Annotated in this window: 20 protein-coding genes and 1 riboswitch; of the genes, 8 read left to right on the top strand and 12 right to left on the bottom strand. The window is 60.1% G+C overall.

Features of this window, described 5'->3' with window-relative positions; translation table 11 throughout:
• Nucleotides 1–6: 6 nt before the first annotated feature.
• Together ACESMZ_RS15555 and ACESMZ_RS15550 are read left to right on the top strand one after the other, a co-directional pair.
• Nucleotides 7–1,071, top strand: coding sequence for an HD domain-containing phosphohydrolase (locus ACESMZ_RS15555; protein WP_372972922.1), 1,065 nt, complete (start codon nucleotides 7–9; stop codon nucleotides 1,069–1,071).
• Between the two features lie 20 nt (nucleotides 1,072–1,091).
• On the top strand, nucleotides 1,092–2,345 hold the full coding sequence (locus ACESMZ_RS15550) for a diguanylate cyclase (protein ID WP_372972921.1): 1,254 nt from the start codon (nucleotides 1,092–1,094) through the stop codon (nucleotides 2,343–2,345).
• 10 nt (nucleotides 2,346–2,355) lie between these two features.
• On the opposite strand, the gene ACESMZ_RS15545 is transcribed toward ACESMZ_RS15550, so the two are convergent.
• From ACESMZ_RS15545 to ACESMZ_RS15520, 6 genes are all read right to left on the bottom strand, one after another.
• A complete protein-coding gene (locus tag ACESMZ_RS15545; RefSeq protein ID WP_372972920.1) occupies nucleotides 2,356–3,438 on the bottom strand; it encodes an AraC family transcriptional regulator in 1,083 nt (360 codons plus the stop codon).
• 154 nt (nucleotides 3,439–3,592) lie between these two features.
• The gene (locus ACESMZ_RS15540; RefSeq protein ID WP_372972919.1) at nucleotides 3,593–4,198 is read right to left on the bottom strand and encodes a TetR family transcriptional regulator; all 606 of its coding nucleotides are present in this window, start codon (nucleotides 4,196–4,198) and stop codon (nucleotides 3,593–3,595) included.
• 304 nt (nucleotides 4,199–4,502) lie between these two features.
• A complete protein-coding gene (locus ACESMZ_RS15535; RefSeq protein WP_372972929.1) occupies nucleotides 4,503–5,582 on the bottom strand; it encodes a putative urea ABC transporter substrate-binding protein in 1,080 nt (359 codons plus the stop codon).
• A gap of 45 nt (nucleotides 5,583–5,627) precedes the next feature.
• Nucleotides 5,628–9,251 (bottom strand): urea carboxylase, encoded by a 3,624-nt coding sequence (uca, locus tag ACESMZ_RS15530; protein WP_372972928.1) that lies wholly within the window; start codon nucleotides 9,249–9,251, stop codon nucleotides 5,628–5,630.
• Nucleotides 9,248–9,886, bottom strand: coding sequence for an urea amidolyase associated protein UAAP2 (locus tag ACESMZ_RS15525; protein WP_372972918.1), 639 nt, complete (start codon nucleotides 9,884–9,886; stop codon nucleotides 9,248–9,250). Before ACESMZ_RS15525 ends, uca begins: the two co-directional genes overlap by 4 nt.
• Before the next feature lie 13 nt (nucleotides 9,887–9,899).
• Nucleotides 9,900–10,625 carry an urea amidolyase associated protein UAAP1 gene (locus tag ACESMZ_RS15520; RefSeq protein WP_372972917.1) on the bottom strand — a complete coding sequence of 242 codons (726 nt, stop codon included), beginning with the start codon at nucleotides 10,623–10,625 and terminating at the stop codon, nucleotides 9,900–9,902.
• Between the two features lie 57 nt (nucleotides 10,626–10,682).
• A riboswitch (guanidine-I (ykkC/yxkD leader) is annotated at nucleotides 10,683–10,788 on the bottom strand.
• 314 nt (nucleotides 10,789–11,102) lie between these two features.
• On the opposite strand from ACESMZ_RS15520, the gene nhaB reads away from it, so the two are divergent.
• Nucleotides 11,103–12,608, top strand: coding sequence for a sodium/proton antiporter NhaB (nhaB, locus tag ACESMZ_RS15515; protein WP_372972916.1), 1,506 nt, complete (start codon nucleotides 11,103–11,105; stop codon nucleotides 12,606–12,608).
• A gap of 99 nt (nucleotides 12,609–12,707) precedes the next feature.
• Nucleotides 12,708–13,466, top strand: coding sequence for a substrate-binding periplasmic protein (locus ACESMZ_RS15510; RefSeq protein WP_372972915.1), 759 nt, complete (start codon nucleotides 12,708–12,710; stop codon nucleotides 13,464–13,466).
• 3 nt (nucleotides 13,467–13,469) lie between these two features.
• Here the strand turns inward: ACESMZ_RS15510 and ACESMZ_RS15505 are convergent, their stop codons facing one another.
• Entirely contained in the window at nucleotides 13,470–14,204 is a 735-nt protein-coding gene (locus tag ACESMZ_RS15505; protein WP_372972914.1) for a DUF3047 domain-containing protein, read from the bottom strand.
• A 143-nt stretch (nucleotides 14,205–14,347) separates the two neighbouring features.
• Between ACESMZ_RS15505 and ACESMZ_RS15500 the strand changes: the two genes are divergently transcribed.
• The 3 genes from ACESMZ_RS15500 (at nucleotide 14,348) to ACESMZ_RS15490 (ending at nucleotide 16,962) form a co-directional block, all read left to right on the top strand.
• A complete protein-coding gene (locus tag ACESMZ_RS15500; protein WP_372972913.1) occupies nucleotides 14,348–14,596 on the top strand; it encodes a hypothetical protein in 249 nt (82 codons plus the stop codon).
• 95 nt (nucleotides 14,597–14,691) lie between these two features.
• A complete protein-coding gene (gene yghU, locus ACESMZ_RS15495; protein ID WP_372972912.1) occupies nucleotides 14,692–15,567 on the top strand; it encodes a glutathione-dependent disulfide-bond oxidoreductase in 876 nt (291 codons plus the stop codon).
• 126 nt (nucleotides 15,568–15,693) lie between these two features.
• Nucleotides 15,694–16,962 carry a DUF2254 domain-containing protein gene (locus ACESMZ_RS15490; RefSeq protein ID WP_372972911.1) on the top strand — a complete coding sequence of 423 codons (1,269 nt, stop codon included), beginning with the start codon at nucleotides 15,694–15,696 and terminating at the stop codon, nucleotides 16,960–16,962.
• A 23-nt stretch (nucleotides 16,963–16,985) separates the two neighbouring features.
• On the opposite strand, the gene ACESMZ_RS15485 is transcribed toward ACESMZ_RS15490, so the two are convergent.
• The 5 genes from ACESMZ_RS15485 to ACESMZ_RS15465 form a co-directional block, all read right to left on the bottom strand.
• On the bottom strand, nucleotides 16,986–18,248 hold the full coding sequence (locus tag ACESMZ_RS15485; protein WP_372972910.1) for an MCT family MFS transporter: 1,263 nt from the start codon (nucleotides 18,246–18,248) through the stop codon (nucleotides 16,986–16,988).
• A gap of 213 nt (nucleotides 18,249–18,461) precedes the next feature.
• The gene (locus ACESMZ_RS15480; protein ID WP_372972909.1) at nucleotides 18,462–19,262 is read right to left on the bottom strand and encodes an ABC transporter permease subunit; all 801 of its coding nucleotides are present in this window, start codon (nucleotides 19,260–19,262) and stop codon (nucleotides 18,462–18,464) included.
• On the bottom strand, nucleotides 19,255–20,154 hold the full coding sequence (locus ACESMZ_RS15475) for an ABC transporter permease subunit (protein ID WP_372972927.1): 900 nt from the start codon (nucleotides 20,152–20,154) through the stop codon (nucleotides 19,255–19,257). The genes ACESMZ_RS15480 and ACESMZ_RS15475 overlap by 8 nt, the downstream gene beginning before the upstream one ends.
• A gap of 34 nt (nucleotides 20,155–20,188) precedes the next feature.
• The gene (gene potA / locus ACESMZ_RS15470) at nucleotides 20,189–21,307 is read right to left on the bottom strand and encodes a polyamine ABC transporter ATP-binding protein (RefSeq protein WP_372972908.1); all 1,119 of its coding nucleotides are present in this window, start codon (nucleotides 21,305–21,307) and stop codon (nucleotides 20,189–20,191) included.
• Between the two features lie 2 nt (nucleotides 21,308–21,309).
• Nucleotides 21,310–22,416: a polyamine ABC transporter substrate-binding protein gene (locus tag ACESMZ_RS15465; protein WP_372972907.1), complete on the bottom strand. Its 1,107-nt coding sequence runs from the start codon at nucleotides 22,414–22,416 to the stop codon at nucleotides 21,310–21,312.
• Between the two features lie 443 nt (nucleotides 22,417–22,859).
• Here ACESMZ_RS15465 and ACESMZ_RS15460 point away from each other — a divergent pair.
• The coding region (locus ACESMZ_RS15460; protein WP_372972906.1) for a glutamine synthetase family protein at nucleotides 22,860–24,222 on the top strand (1,363 nt) is incomplete at its 3' end.

Raw genomic sequence — 24,222 nt, 5'->3', positions numbered from 1 at the left:
GCATTTATGTCTGCTTATTCCGACATCAACCTCCGGGAACAAACCATCTTCGTAGTCGACGATGAGCCGGTAAACCTGAAATTGCTGGACCGGATCCTGTCAGCCGAGGGATACCAGCAGGTGGTATGTATCAATGATCCGCTCCAGGTGCTGCCGGCCTACCAGGACCACAAGCCGGCCTTGATTCTGCTGGATCTCAACATGCCGGGTATGGACGGTTTCCAGGTTATGCAGCAACTGGATGAACTTGGTGACCCCCTGAGGCCACCGGTTGTTGTGCTAACGGCCCAGAATCAGCAGGAATCGCTGTTGAAAGCATTGCAGTGCGGCGCGCGGGACTATGTCACCAAGCCCTTTGACCGCCGTGAATTATTGATGCGGGTACGGAATTTCCTCGATGCCCATGTCGCCCACCGGATGGTCCGGCATCAGAAAGAACACCTGGAGATACTGGTACGGGAACGCACCCGGGAATTGCAGGACACCCGTCTGGAGATTATCCGCCGGCTTGGCCATGCGGCGGAATATCGTGATGAGGAAACCGGTAACCACATTATCCGTATGAGTCAGATGTGTGCGCTCCTGGCACGCAAGGTTGGCTGGTCGGAGTCGCAGTGTGAGCTCATACTCCACGCCAGCCCCATGCATGATATCGGCAAGATCGGCATTCCTGACGCCATTCTCCTGAAGCCGGGCAAGCTGGGGCCGGAAGAGTGGGAGACCATGAAAACCCATGCCGAGATCGGCGCCCGCCTGCTGGACGGCAACGACAGCGAGTTACTCACCATGGCCCGCGAAATTGCCCTCAGCCATCACGAGAAGTGGGATGGCAGCGGCTACCCGGCGGGCCTGGCAGGCGAGGATATCCCCTTGTCGGGCCGCATTGCCGCCCTGGCGGATGTGTTCGATGCGCTTACCTCCGAACGCCCCTACAAGCGTGCCTGGCCATTGGATGATGCCGTGGCGCTGATTCGCGAGAATCGGGGCAAGCACTTTGACCCTGCGTTGGCCGATCTCTTTCTTGCCGATGTCGACAGCTTTGTCGCCATCAAGGATGCCTACCAGGACTAAAACACGAATGAACGGTTTCCATGAAAAGTATTGATCTGGACTGGCTGGTTGACCTGATTCCGGATGCCGCATTACTGGTAAGCCAGCACCAGGTTGTGGTTGCGGCCAATACCCGGGCGGATGCCCTTTTTGCCGCACCACCGGGTGGGCTCTGCTACCAGAACCTTGAAGCACTGATTCCAGAGGAGGCACGCCGGGTTCACCGGAGGAACGTGGACGAATTTTTCCAGGCTGACCACTGCCGGCCGATGGGCAATGCCCTGAGGTATCAGGGGCGGCGACTGGATGGCCGGCTGCTGCCCATGGATATCATGCTCAATCGGGTGCGGATTGCCGACCAGGCGCTGACCATGGCGATCATCCGGGACGATTCTGATCGCCAGGCCATCCGTCAGGTCAGGGACCAGCTTGACGTGGTCAATAGCCGACTCACCAGAGCCCAGGAAGTCGGAGGCCTGGGCTGGTGGGAACTGGATTTGCCTGGACCGGAACTGCGCTGGTCGCCGATGGTACCTGCGCTACTTGGGCTACCGGAACAGACGGAGCCGGCTCTGGACTGTTTTGTGGAGCGCTGCCACCCGGAGGACCGGCAGGCCCTGCTTATCTGGCACCAGGCCCTGCCAGAGGCGGGTGAACGGCAACGGGTGTACCGCATCTGCCTACCCGGTGGCGAGGTACGATGGATCCAGGAAACGATCGACCTCGGCACGGACAATCGCGTACTCGGTGTTATCCGCGACATTACGACAGAAAAGGTGCTGGAGGACCGGCTGAGGCGGGAGTCAGTGACCGATGAACTGACCGGTTTGTACAACCGCAAACAGTTTAACCGGGACCTCAAGAGTGGTTACTCGTCATTCGTCAGGGGTCATCGGAATAGTGCCCTGATCATGTATGACTTTGACCACTTCAAGAACATCAACGACTGTCATGGCCATATGGCGGGTGACAAAGTGCTCTCCCAGTCAGCCATGCTGGTCAGCGATCAGCTGCGTTCTTCGGACCATGCCTATCGGCTTGGTGGAGAAGAATTCGCCATTATCGTCAACGATACGTCGATTGCGGATGCGCATGTAATGGCTGACCGAATCCGGCGATCTGTGGAGCGTATGGCGTTCTGTGCCGGTGATGCCATCATTCGGGCAACGGTCAGTATGGGCGTCGCCCAGTTCCGTAATACGGATACCCGGTTTGATGATGTATTGCGGCGGGCGGATGAAGCACTCTACCAGAGCAAGGCATTCTCACGTAATGCGGTCAGTGTTCTTGAATGACTGTCCGGAATCAGCATTCCTGGTCGGAGATGGGTCGTTTTTCCTGGGGGTAACGGCGATCGGGTTTCACTGCGCTGGATATCCAGTAGTGGGCCGGTGCTTGCGCCTTATTATTGATGGCTATTACCTGACTTTTATACTGCTTAAGCCAATCCAGTTCGCGGAGGGTTTCATTCGGGTATTCACCAAAGTGCTTCAGGTAATATCCGGAAAAACGCCCGGCGTGCTGGAATCCCCATTTCGCGGCATGCTCGGCAATACGGATATTGTCGGGGTAGTCGTAGATAATGCCTTCCCGTGCTTTTATCAGCCTGCGTCCCCTTATGTACTGGTAGGGAGATTGACCAATGTGCTGTTTCATCAGGTAATGAAGGTTACGCAGACTCAGGCCGGCGCGGCTGGCGATGGACTCAATCTGGATATCCGAACTCAGTTCCGTATTCAGTAACTCGATGGCTTTGCAGAGTCGACGGTCCTCCCAGATCATTTTGCGACTTCCCGTTTCCGGAAGTGACCGCGATGGCTCGTGGACCAGGCCGTATAAACGGGTTGCCAGATGGTTCAGCCGGGTCAAAGCGTGGTCATGGCTGCGAAAGAACGGGGTTTCGTAGAGGAAACTGGACAGCATATCCCGAAGCACCGTCTTGTCACGTCCGCATAAGTGGCGATAACGGGACTGCCGGAGCTGTGCCAACTGGATAATCAGCAGGTGACTTTCCTCGCAGAGTGCGGCGTGAAAATCCTCGTGGGGATCAAGGACAAATGGGGTCCAGGGACCGCAAACATACTTGCCGTCCATGACCTCGAAGGTCGCTTTTCCCGATACGGGCATGATGATCGCCGTCGAGCCTGCGTTGGCTCCGGTGATTTCACTGGCATCTTTCAGGTAGGTGCCACAAACATTCAGATCAGCCGAGCCAAGGAAGGCAAGGCGCGCCTGAAACTCACTACAGGTATGAGGCGCTACGGCCTTCATGGAAAGCTGCGGGCTCTGGGTCAAGACCTGCAGGGCAGACACCCAGCTTTCCGGGCGTGTCGTGTTCAATCTCAGATAGTGCTCAAGCACATAGGACTGACTTTTGTGGACATGCATAGGCGCGATCCTCAAGGACGCTGATTGGGTCGCGAATGTTACGTGATTGTATGATTTTCCGATTCTTTAGAATGTCCAGTTATTGCAATATTCTTCGAATCGCGTCCCTAGTCCCTTTTTAGATGGTGATTAATTGATGGTGATCAATTTTTGGTCATTGAAGCATTATCCAGAATCGCCGACGGAAAAAGTCTGTTTCCTCTTCCAGTGGGAAGAGCTCCGGTGAGAACAGCCAGCTCTGGGTAATCCCCATCAGATAGGTGTAACTCAGCAAACCCAGCTTTTCCGGTTCCTCGTCGGTATCCAGCAGCCCTTTCCTGACGGCTCTGGCAATCAGCGACCGGAACAGGGTGACGATGGACCGGGTCAGCTCCCGCTCACGCGCCAGGGTCCGGCCCATGGCTTCGGTCAGTTCGGTCTTGTTGAGCAGGATCTCGAAGGATTGCCGGTACTTATGGTCATTTACCAGCAGCCACAGCCAGCGCTCGATGAAATGGTCAATGGCATCAATGGGGGTATTGGCCATGGCCCGGCATTCCGCCACCAGGGCTTCCAGCGGCTCCTGGGAATAGGAGAGCACCGCTTCGTAGAGGTCATCCTTGGACGCAAAGTGCCAGTAGATCGGACCCCGGCTGAAGCCGGCTTCCCGGGCGATCCGGCTTAGCGTGGTCAGGGAATAGCCGTCACGGCTGAACAGGGTCAGCGCGGCTTCCAGTACAGCCTGGCGGGTTTTTTCGGCTTCTTCCTTGGTACGGCGCATAAGTTCTTGTCAGGTGAGGCTTACAACAGAGTTCGCAGGGGGGTAGCGGGGCACTTCTTCCAAAACCGTGCGGAGCCATGGGTGAAGAGCGAATAGCTCTTCACGGGCTGGCCATGGATGGCCCGCCCCGGACCCTCAGAGCGACGCAGGAGCAGTAAGCACTGAGGGGTGGAGCCCGAGCGACACAGGGATGTGCCGGAAGGAGCGTGTTTTGGAAGAAATGCCCAGCTACCCGCCTACTCGGAGTAAAAACAGTCAAGGGCACGACCGGAATCGTGCCCTCCATGTTATGGTCAGGCAAGCGTTAAAGCTCCCCGTCTGCCGCCATCTGCATGTAACGGTCATTGAACCGGAACTGTACGTTACCCTCGTCGCCCATGACGGAACCATCCGGGAACTCGATGCCCACAAAGTCCGGGCTCATGGCACCCTGACCCAGCAACCCCTTCTCGAAGGAGAACTGGCGAACACTGTCCATCGCCTCGCGGGCTTCCTCGCTGTTGATGAACTCCACCGAGTTGGCCGGCTCCCAGAACATCCGCATGCCCGAGAGTTGAGCCTCATAACCGGCCCGGTCGGTGCCGGAAATCTCGCCCAGCATGGCCCGCGCCGCGCGGCCCTCGTCACTGTCGGAGCGCAGGATGTCCATGGTCTCGAACCACGCGCCCACCAGGGCCTTGCCCAGATTCGGGTTGTCTTCGAGCGTCTCGGTGTTCACCAGGGTCAGATCCTTGATATGCCCGGGAATCTGTTGGGAATCAAACAGCTGGGTGGTACCGGGATAATTGTTAACCTCCGTCAGCAGAGGATTCCAGGTGGCCACATGCCGGACATCATCCGTCTGGAAAGCGGACACCAGGTCGGCGTCGGAAATATTCACCACATTGATGTCCCGCTCTTCCAGCCCGACTGAATCCAGTGCCCGCACCAGCAGGTAGTGGGAAACGGACAGCTCCACCAGGTGAACCGTCTCACCTTCCAGCTCCTCAATGCTGGTTGCGTCCTTGGACACCAGGCCATCGTTGCCATCGGAGTAGTCGCCTACGATCAGCGCCGTGGTATCGATGCCGGAGGCGGCGGGAATGGACAGGCCATCCATGCTGGTGGCCACCACACCGTCGAACTGACCGGCCGTGTACTGGTTGATGGACTCGATGTAATCGTTGACCTGGACGATATCCACCTCGATGTCGTACTTGTCCGCCCACTTTTTCATGATGCCGCTGTCTTCGGCGTACTGCCAGGGTACCCAGCCGGCGTAGATGGTCCAGGCGATGGTGAAGGAATCCCGCGCCTGTGCCAGGGCACTGAAAGACAGGGAGCTGGCAAGGACGCCCGCTCCAAGGACGGCGCTGATTTTCTGAGTCAGTTTACGTGTTTTCATCATGCTCTCCCCGGGCTTTGCCCGTTATTGAAAAACCGTTCGGGTTCAGTTGCTGATCTCTTCCACAATCACCACGGGGGTGCCCGGCGATACCGGCTGGCCCGCATCGCGGCGGATTTCCACCACCCGCCCACTGACCGGGCTGAGCAGTTCGATCTCCATCTTCATGGACTCCACCACCGCCACCGGCCGCTGGGCACTGATTTTGTCCCCCGGTTTCACCAGGCACTCCCACAGGTTGCCGGCCACATGGCTCTCCACGGCATGCTGGCCGGCCGGCAGGTTGGTGATGTCGTCTTCCCCGGTGTCCTCAATGGGCGTGTCGGCGCTGAAGTTGATCTGCCCGGACTCGATCCAGCGTTGCAGCTCCTCATCGAAGGCCTGCTGGCGGTGGGCGGTGAAGTCGCGGATCTCCCGTTCGTTTTCAGCCAGGAAACCCTCGTAGTCCTTGAGGTTGAACTGCGTTTCCTCGATACGGATGGGGTAGTCGCCATTGGGGAAGTCGCGACGGATCTGTTTGAGTTCGTCGCTGCTCACTTCATAGAAGCGCACCTGGTCAAAGAAACGCAGCAGCCAGGGCTTACCGGGTTCGAAGTACTCTGTGGTGCGGTAGCGGTTCCACATCTGCAGGGTGCGACCGACAAACTGATAGCCGCCGGGCCCTTCCATACCGTAGATGCACAGGTAGGCGCCGCCGATGCCCACGGAGTTCTCCGCGGTCCAGGTGCGGGCCGGGTTGTACTTGGTGGTCACCAGACGGTGGCGGGGGTCCAGGGGCGTGGCTACAGGCGCACCCAGGTAAACATCCCCAAGGCCCATGACCAGGTAACTGGCGTTAAAAACGGTTTTCTTGACCTCGTCGATGTTGTCCAGGCCGTTGATGCGACGGATAAACTCCAGGTTGCTGGGGCACCAGGGGGCGTCCTTGCGCACCGACTGCATGTACTTGGCGATGGCGGTATGACACGCCTCGTCGTCCCAGGACAGGGGCAGGTGCACGATGCGGGCAGGCACGTCCCATTCCGGTTGTTTCTCAAGGGCCTGCTCGGCGCTGATCAGCAGTTGCAGCAGTTCCTGTTGGCCCAGCCGCTGGCTGTCGTAGTGCACCTGCAGCGAACGGATGCCGGGTGTCAGCTCCAGTATGGCCGTATGGGCCTGTTCCCGCAGCCACAGCATCAGGGCGTGGGCGCGGAAGCGAAGCCGGATATCCAGCTCCATGGGGCCATATTCCACCAGCACATAGTTGTCGCCGGCGGCGCGATAGACCACGCCGGTTTCATGTTCGTCGGTGGAGAGCGTGGCGAGTATCGGGGTTTGCGGTCTGACTGGCGTGATACGGGCAGACGCGGTGGTCAGGGTGGCGATGGATTCGTCGAGGGCTTCCCGCAGGGCCACGGCCTGGTCCTGGCTGACCGGCACGAACTGCACCTTGTCACCGGCCTTGAGCTGGCCCAGCTTCCACAGGTCGGCGCTGATCACCGTGACCGGGCATACAAAGCCGCCCAGGCTGGGACCATCCGGCCCCAGGATGACCGGCATATCACCGGTGAAGTCCACGGTACCCACCGCGTAGGCATTGTCGTGGATGTTGGACGGGTGCATGCCGGCTTCGCCGCCGTCACTGCGGGCCCATTCCGGTTTCGGGCCGATCAGGCGAACGCCGGTGCGACTGGAGTTGTAGTGAATCTCCCATTCGCTGTCGAAGAAGGTGTCGATGTCAGCCTGGGTGAAGTAATCCGGGGCTCCGTGGGGGCCATAGGTCACATGCAGCTTCCAGGTCCTGCCCAGGGAGGGCCGCAGGCCCTTGCCCAGCTCTGCCTTGTCCACTGGTGTAAACTCCGGCAGCCGGAGGACATCCCCGGCCCTCAGGGCCCGGCCACCGTGGCCACCGAACTGGCCCAGGGTGAAGGTACTGCGGGACTCCAGGTAGGCCGGGCAGTCCAGGCCACCCCGGAAAAGGACATAGGCCCGGGCGCCGTCACCGGTGGTGGCCCCCAGTTTGAGGGTGGCCCCGGCGGGGACGTCCAGTACCTCCCAGAAAGGCACTGGCTCACCATCCAGGCTGGCGTCCAGCGGTGCCCCAGTCAGTACAACCTGCGTGGCCCGGTTGAACGCCAGGGTCGGACCTTTCAGGGTGATCTCCAGACCGGCGGCATTTTCCTCGTTGCCCAGCAGACGGTTACCGAGGCGGAAGGAGTAACTGTCAAAGGGCCCGGACGGCGGTACACCAATTTCCCAGTAGCCGATCCGCCCCGGATAGTCCTGGATGGTGGTCATGGTGCCACCGCTGACCACGTCTACGGTGGAGGGCCGGTAGTTGAACTCGTTCAGGGTGCGGGTGAACAGCCGGCCCTCCACGAACCGCTCATCCGCCAGCACCTGACGCACGTAGGTGCGGTTGGTTTCGATGCCGTAGAGCTGACTGTCGTCAAGGGCCTGCATCAAGCGTGTGCGGGCGCTTTCCCGGTCAGCTTCATGGACAATGACCTTGGCCAGCATAGGATCATAGAGCGGTGAGACTTCGGTGCCCGGTTGAATCCAGGAATCGATACGCAGGCCGGCATCCTGTGGCCAGCTGACATTGGTAAGCAATCCGGCGGAAGGCTGGAAATCCTTGTTGGGGTCTTCGGCATAGATCCGTGCCTGGATGGCATGGCCCTCTGGAGTCAGGCCGGCGGCCTGGTCGCTGAGGTTGGTCAGGGTGCCGGCGCCCAGTTCCACCATCCAGCGCACAATGTCCACGTCGTATACGGCCTCGGTCACACCGTGCTCCACCTGTAAGCGGGTGTTCACTTCCAGGAAGTAAAACTCGGTGGTATCCGGGTCGTAGATGAATTCAACGGTACCGGCACTGCGGTAGGCGATCTGTTCCCCAAGGGCGCGGGCGGTGGCATGCATGCGCTGGCGAACATCATCGGACAGCCCCGGCGCCGGGGCTTCCTCGATCACCTTCTGGTTACGGCGCTGGGCGGAGCAGTCCCGTTCCCCCAGTGCGGCCACCGTGCCCTGGCCATCGCCGAAGAGTTGCACCTCGATATGGCGGGCGTGTTCCACAAACTTTTCCAGAAACACGCCGCTGTTGCTGAAGTTATTCTGGCTCAGACGCTGTACGGATTCGAAGCTCTTCGACAGGTCGTCATCACTGTAGCAGCGGGACATGCCGATGCCGCCCCCGCCGGCGGTGCTTTTGAGCATCACCGGGTAGCCGATGCGTCCGGCTTCCGCCAGGGCCTGGTCCAGTCCGGTCAGCAGACCGGTGCCGGGCAACAAGGGCACACCCGCCTCTTCCGCCAGCGCACGGGCGGTGTGTTTGAGGCCGAACTGTTCCATCTGCTCCGGGGTCGGTCCCAGGAAAGCGACGCCTTGCACCTCGCAACGCCGGGCAAAGCCGGCATTCTCGCTGAGGAAGCCATAGCCCGGGTGCACGGCCTTTGCCCCACTTTCAGCCAGGATCCGGAACAGTTTGTCCTGGTCCAGGTAGGTGTCTGCGGCGGAACCTTCCCCCAGGGACCAGGCTTCATCCGCCTGGCGAACGTGGAGGGAGTCCGCATCGGCGTCGGCATAGACCGCGACGGACTGAATACCCATGGCTCTCAGGGTGCGTATGATCCTGCAGGCGATGGCGCCACGATTGGCGATCAGGACCTTGTCAAAACAGGGTTTTGTCATTTCCATACCAGCACCTCGATGGGTGTGGGGTTCCAGCCATTGCAGGGGTTGTTCAGCTGTGGGCAGTTGGAAATCATCACCAGAACGTCCATCTTTGCCTCCAGCTCCACGTACTTGCCAGCGTCGGAAATGCCGTCGGCGAAGGTCAGGCCGCCGTCCTCCGTTACCGGGACATTCATGAAGAAGTTGATGTTGTGGGTGATGTCCCGCTTGCCCATGCCCAGCTCTTCATGCTCGGTGACGGCTACCAGCCAGCTGTCACGGCAGGCATGCATGCACTTTTTATCCAGGGCATAGCGGGTGGTGTTGCTCTCCGCCGCGCAGGCGCCGCCGAGGGTGTCGTGGCGGCCGCAGGTATCGGCGGTGATCTCCAGCATCACGTTGCTCTCGGACGACATGAGCTTTGAGCCGGCGGTGAGGTAGACGTTGCCCTGCTCGCGGATGGTGTCCACGGCGCTGTAGCGCTCGGTGGGATTATGGGCGTTGTAGAACAGGGTATCGGCGGCCTGGTTGCCCTCCAGGTCAAGGATGCGAAGGGTTTCGCCGGCTTTCACCACTTTCAGGAAGTATTCGCCTGCCGGCACGGTTTCCCGGAAGGCGGCGTTGTCGGGGTTGAGCTTGCTTTCTCTGATCATCTCCGGCCTCCGGTTACTGGAACAGGTGGTACAGGGCGTTATTGGCAAAAGCCCGGGTGGCTTCCGGCGACGAGGTCTTGCAGGGATCGGCGTCGGTCACCGGGGCGGCCCGGAAAAGCTGGTAACGTAGCGGGTGGCTCGGGTATTCCGGGGCCGGGTTGAGGGGATGCGGGCAGGTATGAAGCACCACGATGGTGTCCATCTCGAAGCGCAGATCCACGGTGGCGCCGGCGTGTGAGTGACCACTCACATAGCTCAGATTGCCCTCCCCATCCACCTGAACCTTGTTGAACCAGTTGAGGTTGGCGGTGAGGTCCTTCTTGCCCAGACCGTACTTGGCCAGTTCGTTAAGAAAGCTGGTGAGGCCGTTGCGGTGATAGTGATTGTGGGCCTGCTGATAGGTTTTCTTACCCCAGCGTTTTTCGACCAGGTGGGCGTTGCAGGTACCGGAGACGGTGTCGTGCCAGCCCAGGTCGTCACGGATGATGGAAGCGAACACCCGTCCCATATCGGAGAGCAGCACATGACCCCTGGTGAGCAGGAAGGTGTGCTGGTTCTTGAGGGTATCCGGCATGTTGTAACGTTCGAGGGGATTCTCGGGGTTGTACATCAGCATGCCGACATTGGCACCGCCGGTTTCATCGATCAGTCGCAGGACATGGCCACGGCGCATGACAAAGGACCAGTGGGATCCGCCGGGAATCAGATCGTCGTAGAGGGGAGCTGCGGTTGCGAGCATCGCCTTTTCCTCCTGGTTCGGGTTGCAAAAAAACGAGAGGCGTCAGTCACTGAACGATCCTCCCGGGCTTTTGTCCCGCCGTGTAACCTTTGGAAAAGGTCGTCAACTCTCGGACCAGTCACCTGCCTGGCATCAGCAGATCGGAACCCTAGTTGACCTGTTTGTCAGATTGTCGCGCTTTGACAGGTGGCTCAGTACCAACGTCTCGCTGCGTACCGTGAATCTATCAAGCTCCGTGCCATGTGAGGCATATGATTGATAAATAAGGATTATGATTGCTGCTGGCGGGCGGCATGGTGCAGTTTGATAAACGGTCTCGCACCGAAGTGGTGCATTTGGTCCGTATGTGGGCAACACGAAGCACCAAAATGATCGCCCTTTTGCACATCCCTTCATGAATATCAAGCACATCTGCCAGCGCATCTGGTAATATGCGCGCGCCCGTTAAAAGACTCGCCCTATAGAAGTGATAGATAAATGCCATCGACCGTATTCGGCGGTTTCGCCGCCAATTTCCTGGGGAAGGCCCCCGTTTGGTACAAGCAGCTGATTCTGCTGTTCCTGGTGATCAACCCGATTGTGGTGGTCATGTTCGGGCCTGCGGTAGCGGGCTGGCTCCTGGTGGGCGAGTTCATTTTTACCCTGGCGATGGCGCTGAAATGCTATCCGCTGTTGCCCGGCGGCCTGCTGGCGGTGGAGGCCCTGCTGATCGGGATGACAACGCCAGAAGCGGTGTACCATGAGCTGCTGATCAATTTCCCGGTGATCCTGCTGCTGATGTTCATGGTGGCGGGTATCTACTTCATGAAAGAGCTGTTGCTGGTGACCTTTACCCAGATACTGGTCGGGGTCAGGTCCAAGTCGGCGCTTTCGCTACTTTTCTGCGCTGCCGCTGCCCTGTTGTCAGCGTTCCTGGACGCGTTGACTGTCACAGCGGTGATCATCAGCGTTGCGGTGGGCTTCTACTCGGTTTACCACAAGGTGGCCTCGGGCAAGGGTTACCAGCAGAAAGACCATAATGCCAACAGCGACGCTGAGGTGATTGAGCTCCACCGAAACGACCTTGAGCACTTCCGCGGTTTTCTGCGGAGCCTGCTGATGCATGGTGCCATCGGTACGGCCCTCGGGGGCGTGGCTACCATGGTTGGCGAGCCCCAGAACCTGCTCATCGCCAAGACTGTAGGCTGGGACTTTGTGACCTTTTTCGAGCACATGGCACCGGTCAGCCTGCCGGTTCTCGGTGCCGGTCTGTTCACCTGCTGGGCGCTGGAAAAGGTGCGCTGGTTCGGTTACGGAACCCGTCTGCCGAGGGCGGTGCGCCGGGTGCTGGAAGAATTCGCGGATAACGAGAAGGCCAAGCGCACCAAGTCTGACCAGGCTGCCCTGTGGATCCAGGCCTTCGCCGCCGGTGTACTGGTGGTCGGGCTGGCCTTCCACCTGGCCGAGGTTGGTCTGATCGGTCTGCTGGTGATCATCCTGATCACCTCCTTTACCGGGGTAACTGACGAGCACCAGATCGGCAAGGCGTTCCAGGAGTCGTTGCCGTTTACTTCACTGCTGGTGGTGTTCTTTGCCGTGGTGGCAGTCATCCATGACCAGCACCTGTTCAAGCCGGTGATCGAGTTTGTGCTCAGTCTGCCCGAGAGGCAGCAGCCAGGTATGTTCTTCGTGGCCAATGGTTTGCTGTCCATGATCAGTGACAACGTCTTTGTGGCAACGGTCTATATCAGCGAGATCAAGCAGGCCCTGGAGGCCGGCGCCATCAGTAACGAGCACTTCCAGACACTCGCGATAGCCATCAATACCGGTACCAACCTGCCCAGCGTAGCCACCCCCAACGGCCAGGCCGCTTTCCTGTTCCTGCTGACCTCCGCCATCGCCCCTCTGGTGCGGTTGTCCTATGGGCGGATGGTCGTTATGGCCTTTCCCTACACCGTCGTGATGGGGATCGTCGGGCTGCTATGTGTCATTTACCTGGTGTAACACAACCGTAACGTGGGGGATTGACCAGGCCCTCACCGCAGCCTATGTTGCTATAAGCAACAGCCCGTTTGCGGTTGCAGGTCGTAAAGGAAAATAACCATGGCAAGGTTGCTATTGACGGCCTGGTTGCTGGTTCCGCTGATGGCGATGGGCGTGGACCGGCCACTGACGGTCGGTTATGTGGATTTTCCCCCTTACCAGTTTCGCAACGCCGACGGTGAGCCGGATGGCCGCTTTGTCGAGCTCACCCGCAAGGTTGCCCGGGAAGCTGGTTACGAGTTGGAGTTTCTCTACCTGCCCACCGCCCGGGTGTATTACTACCTGGAAACCGGAGCCATCGACCTGTGGCAGGGTTTCTCGGATAACCCGGCCATGGGGGACAAGGTGCTTGAGAGTGACGCCAGGCCGCTGCGGGTAGCCTATGGAGTCTGGTACCTTTCCGGAACGCCTGAGCCGGGTCACTTCCTGGATCTGTATGGAAAAACCCTCATCACTATTACCGGTTATAACTACGCCGGCCTCGCCAGCTACCTGAGCCAGACTGATATCATTCGGGCCATCAACACCAATAACCATGATTCTGCCCTCGATATGCTCGAACGTGGTCGCGGCGACTACCTGCTGGACTATCAGGAGCCGGTATTGAACCTGTTGATGGAAGAGCCGGTTCGCGGTATACGATTTACGCCCATGTGGGTCCGGGATGCCGCGTGGCTGTTCTCGACGGCCGCAAAGCAGGCGCCCCGGTGGAGGCGGGACTTCGACCAGGCCTGGGATCGCCTGGTCAGTCGGGGCGAGGTGCTACCGGTCGAACGCGCTGGCCAGGCGCGACGGATGGAAGGCCTGCCGCTGGAATAACGCTCAGGGCCGGCTCAGACTGATATCACCATACCAGGCCCTTGCCGTTTCACCGGTGTTATCCGTATCGGACATGATGGCCACGCCCACCAGCGGGGGCGGGTCCTCCCCGAAGACGGCGCGGTAGTCAGCCACGATGTCCCGTTCAACGGTGACCCACTGGCCCAATTCTTCCTCGCCGGAGTTCACTGCAATCATCATGGTGTCATCGGTGAACGGGTTCGCGACCATTTCGCCCTGGGGCAGGCGGTTGGCCCAGATATAGTTCAGGGCCTTGCCGGGCAGTTCTTCCCCGAACAGGGCGCTGACGGTCTTGCGTTTTGCGCGCTCGAACCAGCCAGCCTTTTCCGGCTCGAACTCGAAGGCTACGTAGATCCGCGCCGGGTAGTCATCACCAGACTTGCGGCGTGCATCCCCCTTTTCCAGGGTATTTTCCACTCTCCAGCGCCAGCGCAGGATCAGTGAATCGCCCGGTTCCAGCGACACCCGTGTGATCAGGCCGGAGGCACTGTTATCCGCCCGAGCCTGTACCACCTGTCCCTGGTCCGGGTCGGAGACCAGTTCATACTGGCTGTGGCGCCCGATATCCGGGAACTCCATGGGTTCCCAGCCGTGCTCGGTGGTAAGCGCTGGCAATTCCGAGAACGGGGGAATCGGGTTTGAGGGTTGTCCCCAGGCACTGGTATACACAGCCAGGAACAGAAGCACCGCTATCGATTGCCAATAGTGTACGGTCATGGTCAAGGGCTCCATCTGGTGTCGGTACAGGACATTTCAGGTTTACCATCCTATTCTACGATCAGGCGTAGCCCCGCCGATGACAGCGGCGGCTATGGCTACTGAACCTGGTTGCAGGAAAACCCGTACCAAGGACTATCAGCATGGCATCTGATGATCACAACGGCGACGACGATCCGGACCTGGTGATGGAAACCATCCCGGATGTACGGGATGGTCTCACCCGCACCGAACGCATCATTCTCCACGTGCTGAATCAGGCGCAACAGGAGCGCAATGGCCGTAACGTGCCCACGGTCATGCTGTACGGGCGGGTGCTGGAATACGTCACTCTCAGCGAGGCCGAGCTGCATGTCTACCTGGATCGGCTTGGTGTAAAGGGCAAGGTGTAAGTCCCTGTCACTGCTATTGGTGTCTGTCCCGCTCCGGTGGCAAGATGGTTCACCACGCTGAATTCCTTCACGAAGCCGCAAGCGAGAGTATCATTATGACCGAGAATACCTACACACCCCCGAGAGTTTGGAAATGGGACAGCCAGGGCGGCGGTAAATTCACCAACATCAATCGCCCCATTGCCGGCCCCACCCACGACAAGGAACTGCCAGTGGGCAAGCACCCGCTCCAGCTCTACTCCCTGGCCACCCCCAACGGCGTGAAAGTGACTGTCATGCTGGAGGAGTTGCTGGAAAAGGGCTTCGAGGGTGCGGAATACGACGCCTGGCTGATTCGCATCATGGAGGGTGACCAGTTTTCCAGTGGGTTCGTGGATGTAAACCCCAACTCCAAGATTCCGGCCATGGTCGACCACAGTGTGGATCCTTCGCTACGGCTGTTCGAGTCTGGCTCCATCCTGCTCTACCTGGCGGAAAAGTTTGGTGCTTTCATACCGAAAGATATTCACGGTCGTACTGAAACCCTCAACTGGCTGTTCTGGCAGATGGGCAGCGCGCCGATCCTGGGCGGCGGGTTTGGCCACTTCTACGCCTATGCACCGGAAAAGTTCCAGTACCCCATTGACCGCTACACCATGGAGGTAAAGCGACAGCTGGACGTCCTGGACCGGCAACTGGCGAAGCACGAGTTCGTGGCCGGCAATGAATACACCATCGCCGATATGGCCATCTGGCCCTGGTACGGCCAGCTGGTGACCGGCACCATCTACGAGGCTCAGGAATTTATCGAGGCCCACAGCTACACCAACGTGGTGCGCTGGAGCAAGCAGCTGCAGTCCCGACCCGGTGTGAAACGCGGCCAGATGGTCAACCGGGCCTGGGGTGACCCCGCCGGGCAGTTGCTGGAACGCCATGACGCCAGCGACTTTGAGTTGCGTACGCAGGACAAGTTGGAACCCGAAAAGGGCTGATGTCCAGATACTGAGGAGCCCTGCCGGTTGGTCCCGGTAGCTAACGCCCTGGACCCACCCTGGCCGGGGCGTTGATTAACAAGGGCCAGAGATACCGGGGCCGCAGTTACCAGGGAGAGCGTGGCTATGACGGGCAAGGGCAAATCTGTTCTGTTTCTGATCAACCGCCTGCGGGAACGCCTCTGGTTCCGGCCGGCGGTCTTCAGTATCAGCTCCCTGGTGGCGGTGTTTGCGGCGGGCTGGGTGGACGGCTCTGACCTGGGCCACTGGCTGCCGGATATTGACCGGGAGACGGTGGAAACGCTGCTCTCGATCCTGGCCGCCAGCATGCTGGTCATTGCCACCTTCGCCGTGGGTTCCATGGTGTCCGCCTACACCGCTGCCGCCAACAGTGGAACGCCCCGCACTTTCAACCTGGTGCTGCGGGACGATGTCTCCCAGCTGGCCCATTCAACCTTCATTGCTGCGTTTATTTTCAGCGTTATCGCCCGGGTCAGCCTCGATGAGGGCTACTTCAAGGGCGACGGGCACTTTGTGATTTTTGCAGTGGCCCTCCTGGTGTTTGCGATGGTGGTCCTGGTATTCGTCTATTGGGTGGACAGTATTGCCCGGCTTGGACTGCTGGGGCCGGTCATTGACCGTGCCGAGCGGGCTACAAGGGTGGTGCTTGAACAGAATCGACGGCGACCCTGGCTGGGGGGTGTGGCCGCTGAAGGGCGGGCACCAAAAGGGTTTTCGGTGCTGACGGATACCGTGGGTTATGTGCAGGAAATCAACGTCGAGGACCTGCAGGAATGGGCTACTGAAAATGATGCGAGAATCAGGATCATGGCCTTGCCGGGCACTTTCCTTTCGCCCCGGGAGGAGATGGCCCGGGTCTGGTTCCGCGAGGCCACACCGCCCGAACTCGAACTGCAAAAGGTCGCCACCTGCTTTACCGTGGACCGGGATCGGGTCTTCGACCAGGACCCCTGTTTGGGTTTCGTGGTGCTCTCCGAAATTGCCATGAAGGCGCTTTCTCCGGCCGTGAATGACCCGGGCACAGCCCGCAAGGTGCTACAAACCATGTTGCGGCTGCTTGATGAATGGCGTCAGCCGCTTCAGGCAGGATCGGCGGAGACTCCATTCGACCGGGTGGAGCTGCCTGCGGTAGATGTGGGCAACCTGTTTGACGGCGCGTTCACCGGCATCGGTCGCGACGGCGCCGGTACGGTTGAAGTTGCCGTAGCCTTGCAGAAAACCCTCTCGGTGCTCGCAGCCAGCCACGACCGTGATGTGGCGGAGGCAGCCTTGCGACACAGCGCCATGGCACTTGCCCGAGCCGAACAGGCCCTGAGCCTTTCGCAGGACCTGGAGGCGGTACGCGCCGCCAGCCCGGGATACGGGCAAGCCTGAGCCACTGTTTTCGATGCTGGCTTTCAGGTGCCAGGTTTACGCAGGGTCATGATGGCTCCCGCAGCAACCAGGTTAGCCGCGATACTGCCGATAATGGCCAGGGTATAGTTCTGGGTCAGGTCGTAGGCATAACCCGCCGCGGTTGGCCCGACCAGGGTGCCCAGGGCCACGCTGGTATAGAGCACACCGATAATACTGCTGATGTGCCGGCCACCGAAATAATCCATCACCAGGGCGGGCATCAGGGCGACGAACCCCCCGTAGAACGTACCGAAGGTCAGGCCGAAAATGGCCAATGGTACCAGGGTGTCCGATACCAGCCAGATCAGCAGGGTGACCGCCATACCGGTGAAGGCGAGGATCAGCGCCAGCTGACGGCCGATGCGGTCAGCCAGGTTACCCAGCAGGAAGCGCCCCACCGTACTGCCCACGCCCACCATGCCCAGCAGGAAGGCCCCCTGACCGGCGGACATGCCCTGATCCGTCGCGAAGGGCACCAGGTGGACAAAAGGTACGAACAACCCGAAGGAGGCAATCAGTCCGGCGAAGTAAAGCGTCAGGAAGGGCCGTGACCGCACCGCAACCCGGAGCTCGGTGCCCTCGGAGGCACCCGGTGATGTAGCGGGCAGGGCGGGACCGCCATCTGGCGCCAGGCCTTTACTGCGGGGATCGTTGACGAACAGCAGTGCCATGCTGATACCCACCAGCGCAGAGAATATGCCCAGCGAAATATAGGCGGCACGCCAGCCAACGGTGCCAATCAGCAGCGCGGCCAGTATGGGCATCAAAAGGGTGCCGAATCCGATACCGCTAACAGCGAGACCCGAGGCAAACCCGCGCCTGCGGGCGAACCAGCGCTGAACCGTGCCCACCGACGGCACATAGGAGCATCCAACCCCGAGACCCACGCCGAGACCATAGGCCAGGTAGACGTGTATCAGGTTGTCTGCAAAACCTGCCAGCACCAACCCCGCCGATACAAACACCATACCTGCCATGGCCATGGGCCTGGTACCGAACCGGTCTGCCAGTGGCCCGGTGATTATCCCGAGGCTGAAGTACAGGAATCCCGCCAGTGAAAATACCAGTGACACGGCGCCGCGGGAGGCGCTGAACTCCTGCTGCAGGGCATCCACAAAGGCGCTGAAACTGTAGGCGGCACCAAAACCCACAAAGGTAACCGCAAAGGCCGCGGCCACCACGAACCAGCCATAGAACAGGGGCTTCCGGCCGGGGGATTCGTCTTCCAGGGAATGGGGGTCAAAACCTGTCTTTTCGGTGGACATGGCAGAGTCACTTAATGAGTAGCTTGTTGTTGTTTTTACTCGTTCATATTGGCCCCGGGCTGGAGATTGTGCAAGCTGCCCTGAAGCAGAGTCTGGCCCCCGAATGGAACCCGTGGGCACCCGTGGTGAATGAACATCAGGGCCATGAACAGGTTATGACCACTATGGCACTTTCCCCTGCTGCCAGGTTTCTGTGCGATCTACAGGCTACAGTTAGCGCCGTTTCTCGGCTCGACGCATCCAGTACCAGGCGATGAAAGCCACAATGGACACTGCAAGGATAATGATGGTCGCCAGGGCGTTGATCTTGGGCGATACCCCCATGCGCACCGACGAGAACACCACCATGGGCAGTGTGGTAGCGCCCGGGCCCGAGACAAAGCTGGCGATGACCAGGTCGTCGAGGGACAGGGTAAAGGCCAGCAACCAGCCGGAGACCAGGGCCGGGGCGATCACCGGCAGGGTGATCACGAAGAAGGTCTTCAGCGGTGTGCAGCCCAGGTCCATGGCGGCTTCTTCCACCGAGCGGTCCACTTCCCGCAGGCGCGCGCTGACCACCACCGCCACGTAGGCGCTGCAGAACGTGGTGTGGGCAATCCAGATGGTGGCCATGCCCCGGTCCACCGGCCAGTCGATCAGCTGGGCCATGGCCACGAACAGCAGCAATAGCGATAGCCCGGTGATCACCTCCGGCATCACCAGTGGGGCGGTGATCATGCTGGACAGCAGGGTGCGGCCTCGCATACCCCGGAAGCGGGTCATCACGAAGGCGCACAGGGTGCCCAGGCACACAGCCATGCTGGCGGAGTAGAAGGCAATGCGCAGGCTCATCCACACCGCCGAAAGGATCTGCTGGTCCCGGAACAGTTCACCATACCAGTGGGTGGAGAACCCGGCCCACACTGACACCAGCCGCGAGGCGTTGAACGAGTACACGATCAGCACCATCATCGGCAGGTACAGGAACAGCAGGCCCAGCACCAGCATGGCTTTCGAGAAGCTGATCTTACCCATGCTTTTCCATCTCCCGGGCCTGGAACCGGTGGAAGAACACGATGGGTACCAGCAGCAGGGCCAGCATAACAATGGCCAGCGCCGAGGCTACCGGCCAGTCGCGGTTGTTGAAGAACTCTTCCCACAGCACCTTGCCGATCATCAGGGTATCGGGCCCGCCCAGCAGCTCCGGAATCACAAACTCACCCACCGCCGGGATGAACACCAGCATGGCCCCGGCGATGATGCCGGCCTTCGACAGCGGCAAGGTAATACGCCAGAAGGTGGTCAGGCTGCGGCAGCCCAGGTCGGACGCTGCCTCCAGTAGGCGCACATCCAGCTTCACCAGGTTGGTGTAGATGGGCAGCACCATGAAGGGCAGGTAGGCGTACACAATGCCCAGCACCACCGCGAAGTTGGTGTTGAGCATACGCAGGGGTTCGCTGATCACGCCGAGCCACAGCAGCAGGCTGTTGAGCAGCCCCTGGTTGCCAAGGATCCCCATCCAGGCATAGACCCGGATCAGGAACGAGGTCCACGACGGCAGCATCACCATCAGCAGGAACACCAGTTGCCAGTGCCTTGGCACCCGGGCCATGGCATAGGCCATGGGGTAGCCGATCAGCAGACAGAACACGGTGGCCAGGAAGGCGGTTTTCACCGAGCCCCAGTAGGCGGCGATGTACAGACTGTCGGAGGCCAGGAACAGGTAGTTGCCCAGGTTAAGGACGATGGAAAAGGTATCGTCCACCCAGCGCACCACCGGCTCGTAGGGCGGAATCGCCATCACGGCGCTGGAGAAGCTGATTTTCAGCACCAGCGCAAAGGGCAGCAGGAAGAACAGCATCAGCCACAGGAAGGGGATGCCGAACACCACCCGGCGGTGGAACAGTACCGCTCGCACCCGCTCCATGACTGGGGTCGGAATCAGTTTCGGGATCACGGTCTCAGTTCCACAGCAATATCGGGCTGGAGGCTTCCCAGGACACGAAGACCTGATCCCCCCAGGTGGGCCGATCGCCGCGACGCTCCACATTGGCCATGGTGGCCTGTACCCGTTTACCACTGGCCAGCTTCACGTAATAGGAGGTGATGTCCCCCAGGTACGCGATGTTGTCCACGGTGCCCTGGCTCCAGTTGCTGTCGCCTTCGGGCCGGTCGGTGGTCAGGTAGATCTTCTCCGGGCGCAGGGCAACCAGGGTGTCGGTGGTTTCCGCCGGCGTGGTGACGCCCCGGTCGATGAATACCGGTGCGTCCAGCAACTCGCTGGTCAGCGTGATACTGTCCGCCTCGTCCGCCTGGATGCTCGCCTCGAAGATGTTCACCGAGCCGATAAACTCCGCGGTCATGCGGCTGTTGGGGCTTTCGTAGATATCAATGGGCGAGCCCACCTGGGCAATGCGACCGTTGGCCATGATGGCAATGCGACTGGCCATGGTCATGGCTTCTTCCTGGTCGTGGGTGACCATCAGGCAGGTGGCGCCCACCTTCTCCAGGATGTCCACCAGCTCCAGCTGCATCTCGGTGCGCAGTTTCTTGTCCAGTGCACCCATGGGTTCGTCCAGCAACAGCAGTTTCGGGCGCTTGGCCAGGGAGCGGGCCAGGGCCACCCGCTGCTGCTGCCCGCCGGAAAGCTGGTGGGGTTTGCGCGAGGCATAGGATTCCATCTTCACCAGCCTGAGCATGGCGGCAACCCGGTCGCGGATTTCAGCCTTCGGCAGCCGGTCCTGTTTCAGGCCCATGCCGATGTTCTGCGCCACCGTCATGTGGGGGAACAGGGCATAGGACTGGAACATCATGTTGGTGGGCCGCAGGTAGGGGGGCAGGTTCGTGATGTCCTGTCCATCCAGCACGATATGGCCGGCGTCGGGTTGTTCAAAGCCTGCCAGCATACGCAGCAAGGTTGACTTGCCAGAGCCGGAACCACCGAGCAGGGCGAAGATCTCGCCCCGGTGGATGGCCAGGCTGACGTTGTCCACCGCCAGCGTGCTGTCGAAGCTCTTGGAGATACCCTCGATGCTGAGTAACACCTCCGCTTGCGCGGAGGTGTTGTTGCTCTCGCCCACCCCTAGCGTCCAGACTTCACGCTGGTCCAGGTGCGGGTCATCAGGCGCTGGGCGTCCTGGGGCCGGCCTTCCATCAGGTACAACTTCTTCATCACCTCGTCGGTGGGGTAGATGCTGGTATCGCTGAGGATCTCTTCATCGACAAACTCGCTGGCAGCGCTGTTGGGGTTGGCGTACCACACGTAGTTGGTGATATCGGCTATGATTTCCGGACGCATCAGGAAGTTCATCAGCTTGTGGGCATTGTCCACGTTCGGCGCACCGGCGGGGATGGTCATCATGTCAAACCACAGCACCGCGCCTTCTTTCGGGATGGTGTAGAGGATGACGTTGCCGTTGTCGGCTTCCTCGGCACGGGCCGCGGCCTGCAGGATGTCGCCGGAATAACCGGCGGCCACGCACAGGTCACCATTGGCCAGGTCGGCAATGTAACGGGAAGAGTGGAAATAGGTGATGTTCGGGCGCACCGCCTTGATCACCTCACCACCCTTTTTGATGTCGTCGGCGCTGTTGCTGTTGGGGTCAAGGCCAACATAGGCCATGGCGGCCCGCACCATCTCCTCACCGGAATCCAGCATGGCAATGCCGCAGCCACTGGCGGCCAGCTTGCCGGTCACTTCCGGGTCGAATACCAGCGCCCAGGAGTCGGTGGGGGCATCGTCACCCAGGATCTCCTGGATGCGGGCTTCGTTGTAGCCATAACCATTGGTGCCCCACAGGTAGGGGATGGCGTACTGACTGCCCGGGTCGACCTTTTCCAGTTGCGTCATCAGGTCGGGGTTCAGGTGGGTCATGTTCGGCAGCTTGTCGTGGTCCAGGGGCACGAAGGCCTGGGCGGAGATCTGCTTGGCCACGTAATGGTTGGACGGCACCACCAGGTCATAGCCGGACCGGCCCGAAAGCAGCGCTGCTTCCAGAATCTCGTTGCTGTCGTAGACGTCGTAGATGACCTTGATGCCGGTCTCTTCGGTGAACTTCGCCAGGGTGTCCTCGGCGATGTAGTCCGACCAGTTGTAGACACGAACCTCGCCGGCCGCCAGGGCGACAGACGAACCAAGGGATACAGCAATAGCGGCCGCCAGGGCCGCGGGCTTACACAACTTCAACATGGGTGTTGTCCCTCACTGAAAAGGGATGAAAGCAACGCGTGCCAGGGAGGGGTTCCCTGATGCACGCAGTGTTGTGCAGGTCTGCTGAGGGTGGCCTTCTGGCGGCTGGGAAGTCGCCCGAGACTCCTTTGAGGCTTGTCCTGGAAACGGCGGTGGGGAACCGACCGATTTCTCGCGATATTTATCACGAGTTTTTGCAGGGCGCTATCAAAAACTTCACGCCGGGCATGCTGATTTATGCTTATTCGAACGGGCGCACTGCGGCGATGCGGTCACCTCCGCTTGCAGGGGGGCGATGCCTTGCGCGAGTGATGTCATGAGCTTGCCGCATACGGCATATGCGTATCTTGCAAAAACACCCGGAACACAGGATAAAGAACGGTGAGACACGTCTGTGCCGGCTATTCCGCGCAGGTTGAGTGCGAGTTCCGAAAGGCTTTCCTATGGGTTCTGGTTTTCCGAGCGTCGATGCATTCCTGCAGGCGCATCCCGAACTGCAGTTTGTTGATCTGCTGATTCCGGATATCAACGGCATTGTTCGCGGCAAGCGTGTTGATCCCTCGACCCTGGTCAAGGTGTTTGAGAGGGGCATTGCGCTACCGGCATCGATCTTCGCCCTCAATATCCAGGGCACCACAGTGGAAGAAACCGGCCTGGGGCTGGATATCGGCGAGGCCGACCGGGTCTGCCTGCCCATTGATGCCACCCTCACCATGGAACCCTGGCAGAAGCGGCCAACCGCCCAGCTGCTACTGACCATGTATGAGCTCGACCGGGTAACACCTTTCTTCGCCGATCCCCGGGTCGTGTTGCAGACGATTGTTGAACGTTTTGCCGACTTGGGCCTGACCCCGGTGGCCGCCTATGAGATGGAGTTCTACCTGATCGACCAGGAGAACCTGGCGGGCCGGCCCCAGCCGCCCAAGTCTCCGATTTCCGGCAAGCGCCCGGCGGGCACCCAGGCCTACTCCATCGATGACCTCGACGAGTACGCGGAGCTGCTGGCGGATGTGCTGGATGCGGCCCATGAGCAGGAGCTGCCCGCCGACGCCCTGGTGGCCGAGTCGGCCCCCGGGCAGTTCGAGGTGAACTTGCACTATGTCAACGACGCGGTACGGGCCTGCGATCACGCCACCCTGCTGAAGCGTCTGATCAAGAACGTGGCCTACGACCATGAGATGGACACGACCTTCATGGCCAAGCCCTATCACAATCAGGCCGGCAGCGGCATGCACCTGCATGTGAGTCTGGTGGACCGGGATGGGCACAATGTCTTTGCCGGCGATGCCGAGCAGCCCAACGACCTGTTGCGCTGGGCGGTGGGTGGGCTGGTGGCTACTATGAATGATGCCATGGCGCTGTTCTGTCCCAACATCAACTCCTACCGCCGCTTCAGCCCGGAATACTATGTGCCCAGCGCGCCCACCTGGGGTGTGGACAACCGCACCGCCTCCCTGCGCCTGCCGGGGGGTGACCCGGACGCCCTGCGCATCGAACACCGGGTAGCGGGCGCCGACGCCAACCCCTACCTGTTGATGGCGGCGGTGCTGGCGGGTATCCATTACGGCATTACCAACCGCATAGAACCGCCGCCCATGACCGTAGGCAACGCCCACGAACAGCACGAGGCCAGCCTGGTAAATAACTTGCGGGATGCCTTGAGGGAGCTGGGTCAATCGACGGTGATGGCGGAATACCTGGGCAGTGACTTCCTGGATGTGTTCGTGGCGTGCAAGGAGCATGAGCTGAACGAGTTCGAGATGACCATCTCTGATCTGGAATACCTTTGGTATCTCCATACCGTGT

This window comes from Marinobacter sp. (genome assembly GCF_041690615.1).
Lineage (GTDB): Bacteria > Pseudomonadota > Gammaproteobacteria > Pseudomonadales > Oleiphilaceae > Marinobacter.
The sequence above is the reverse complement of the archived record's forward strand: the minus strand, read 5'-3'. Positions and strand labels throughout refer to the sequence as shown.

What these genes read in the sequence shown, in the direction of transcription:
- uca (WP_372972928.1), bottom strand. Translation starts at nt 9,251, where the DNA reads ATGACAAAACCCTGTTTTGACAAGGTCCTGATCGCCAATCGTGGCGCC.
- ACESMZ_RS15525 (WP_372972918.1), bottom strand. Translation starts at nt 9,886, where the DNA reads ATGATCAGAGAAAGCAAGCTCAACCCCGACAACGCCGCCTTCCGGGAA.
- ACESMZ_RS15480 (WP_372972909.1), bottom strand. Translation starts at nt 19,262, where the DNA reads ATGGGTAAGATCAGCTTCTCGAAAGCCATGCTGGTGCTGGGCCTGCTG.
- ACESMZ_RS15555 (WP_372972922.1), top strand. Translation starts at nt 7, where the DNA reads ATGTCTGCTTATTCCGACATCAACCTCCGGGAACAAACCATCTTCGTA.
- ACESMZ_RS15500 (WP_372972913.1), top strand. Translation starts at nt 14,348, where the DNA reads ATGGCATCTGATGATCACAACGGCGACGACGATCCGGACCTGGTGATG.
- ACESMZ_RS15545 (WP_372972920.1), bottom strand. Translation starts at nt 3,438, where the DNA reads ATGCATGTCCACAAAAGTCAGTCCTATGTGCTTGAGCACTATCTGAGA.
- ACESMZ_RS15520 (WP_372972917.1), bottom strand. Translation starts at nt 10,625, where the DNA reads ATGCTCGCAACCGCAGCTCCCCTCTACGACGATCTGATTCCCGGCGGA.
- ACESMZ_RS15535 (WP_372972929.1), bottom strand. Translation starts at nt 5,582, where the DNA reads ATGAAAACACGTAAACTGACTCAGAAAATCAGCGCCGTCCTTGGAGCG.
- ACESMZ_RS15475 (WP_372972927.1), bottom strand. Translation starts at nt 20,154, where the DNA reads ATGGAGCGGGTGCGAGCGGTACTGTTCCACCGCCGGGTGGTGTTCGGC.
- ACESMZ_RS15540 (WP_372972919.1), bottom strand. Translation starts at nt 4,198, where the DNA reads ATGCGCCGTACCAAGGAAGAAGCCGAAAAAACCCGCCAGGCTGTACTG.
- yghU (WP_372972912.1), top strand. Translation starts at nt 14,692, where the DNA reads ATGACCGAGAATACCTACACACCCCCGAGAGTTTGGAAATGGGACAGC.
- ACESMZ_RS15505 (WP_372972914.1), bottom strand. Translation starts at nt 14,204, where the DNA reads ATGACCGTACACTATTGGCAATCGATAGCGGTGCTTCTGTTCCTGGCT.
- nhaB (WP_372972916.1), top strand. Translation starts at nt 11,103, where the DNA reads ATGCCATCGACCGTATTCGGCGGTTTCGCCGCCAATTTCCTGGGGAAG.
- ACESMZ_RS15490 (WP_372972911.1), top strand. Translation starts at nt 15,694, where the DNA reads ATGACGGGCAAGGGCAAATCTGTTCTGTTTCTGATCAACCGCCTGCGG.
- ACESMZ_RS15485 (WP_372972910.1), bottom strand. Translation starts at nt 18,248, where the DNA reads ATGTCCACCGAAAAGACAGGTTTTGACCCCCATTCCCTGGAAGACGAA.
- ACESMZ_RS15510 (WP_372972915.1), top strand. Translation starts at nt 12,708, where the DNA reads ATGGCAAGGTTGCTATTGACGGCCTGGTTGCTGGTTCCGCTGATGGCG.
- ACESMZ_RS15550 (WP_372972921.1), top strand. Translation starts at nt 1,092, where the DNA reads ATGAAAAGTATTGATCTGGACTGGCTGGTTGACCTGATTCCGGATGCC.
- ACESMZ_RS15465 (WP_372972907.1), bottom strand. Translation starts at nt 22,416, where the DNA reads ATGTTGAAGTTGTGTAAGCCCGCGGCCCTGGCGGCCGCTATTGCTGTA.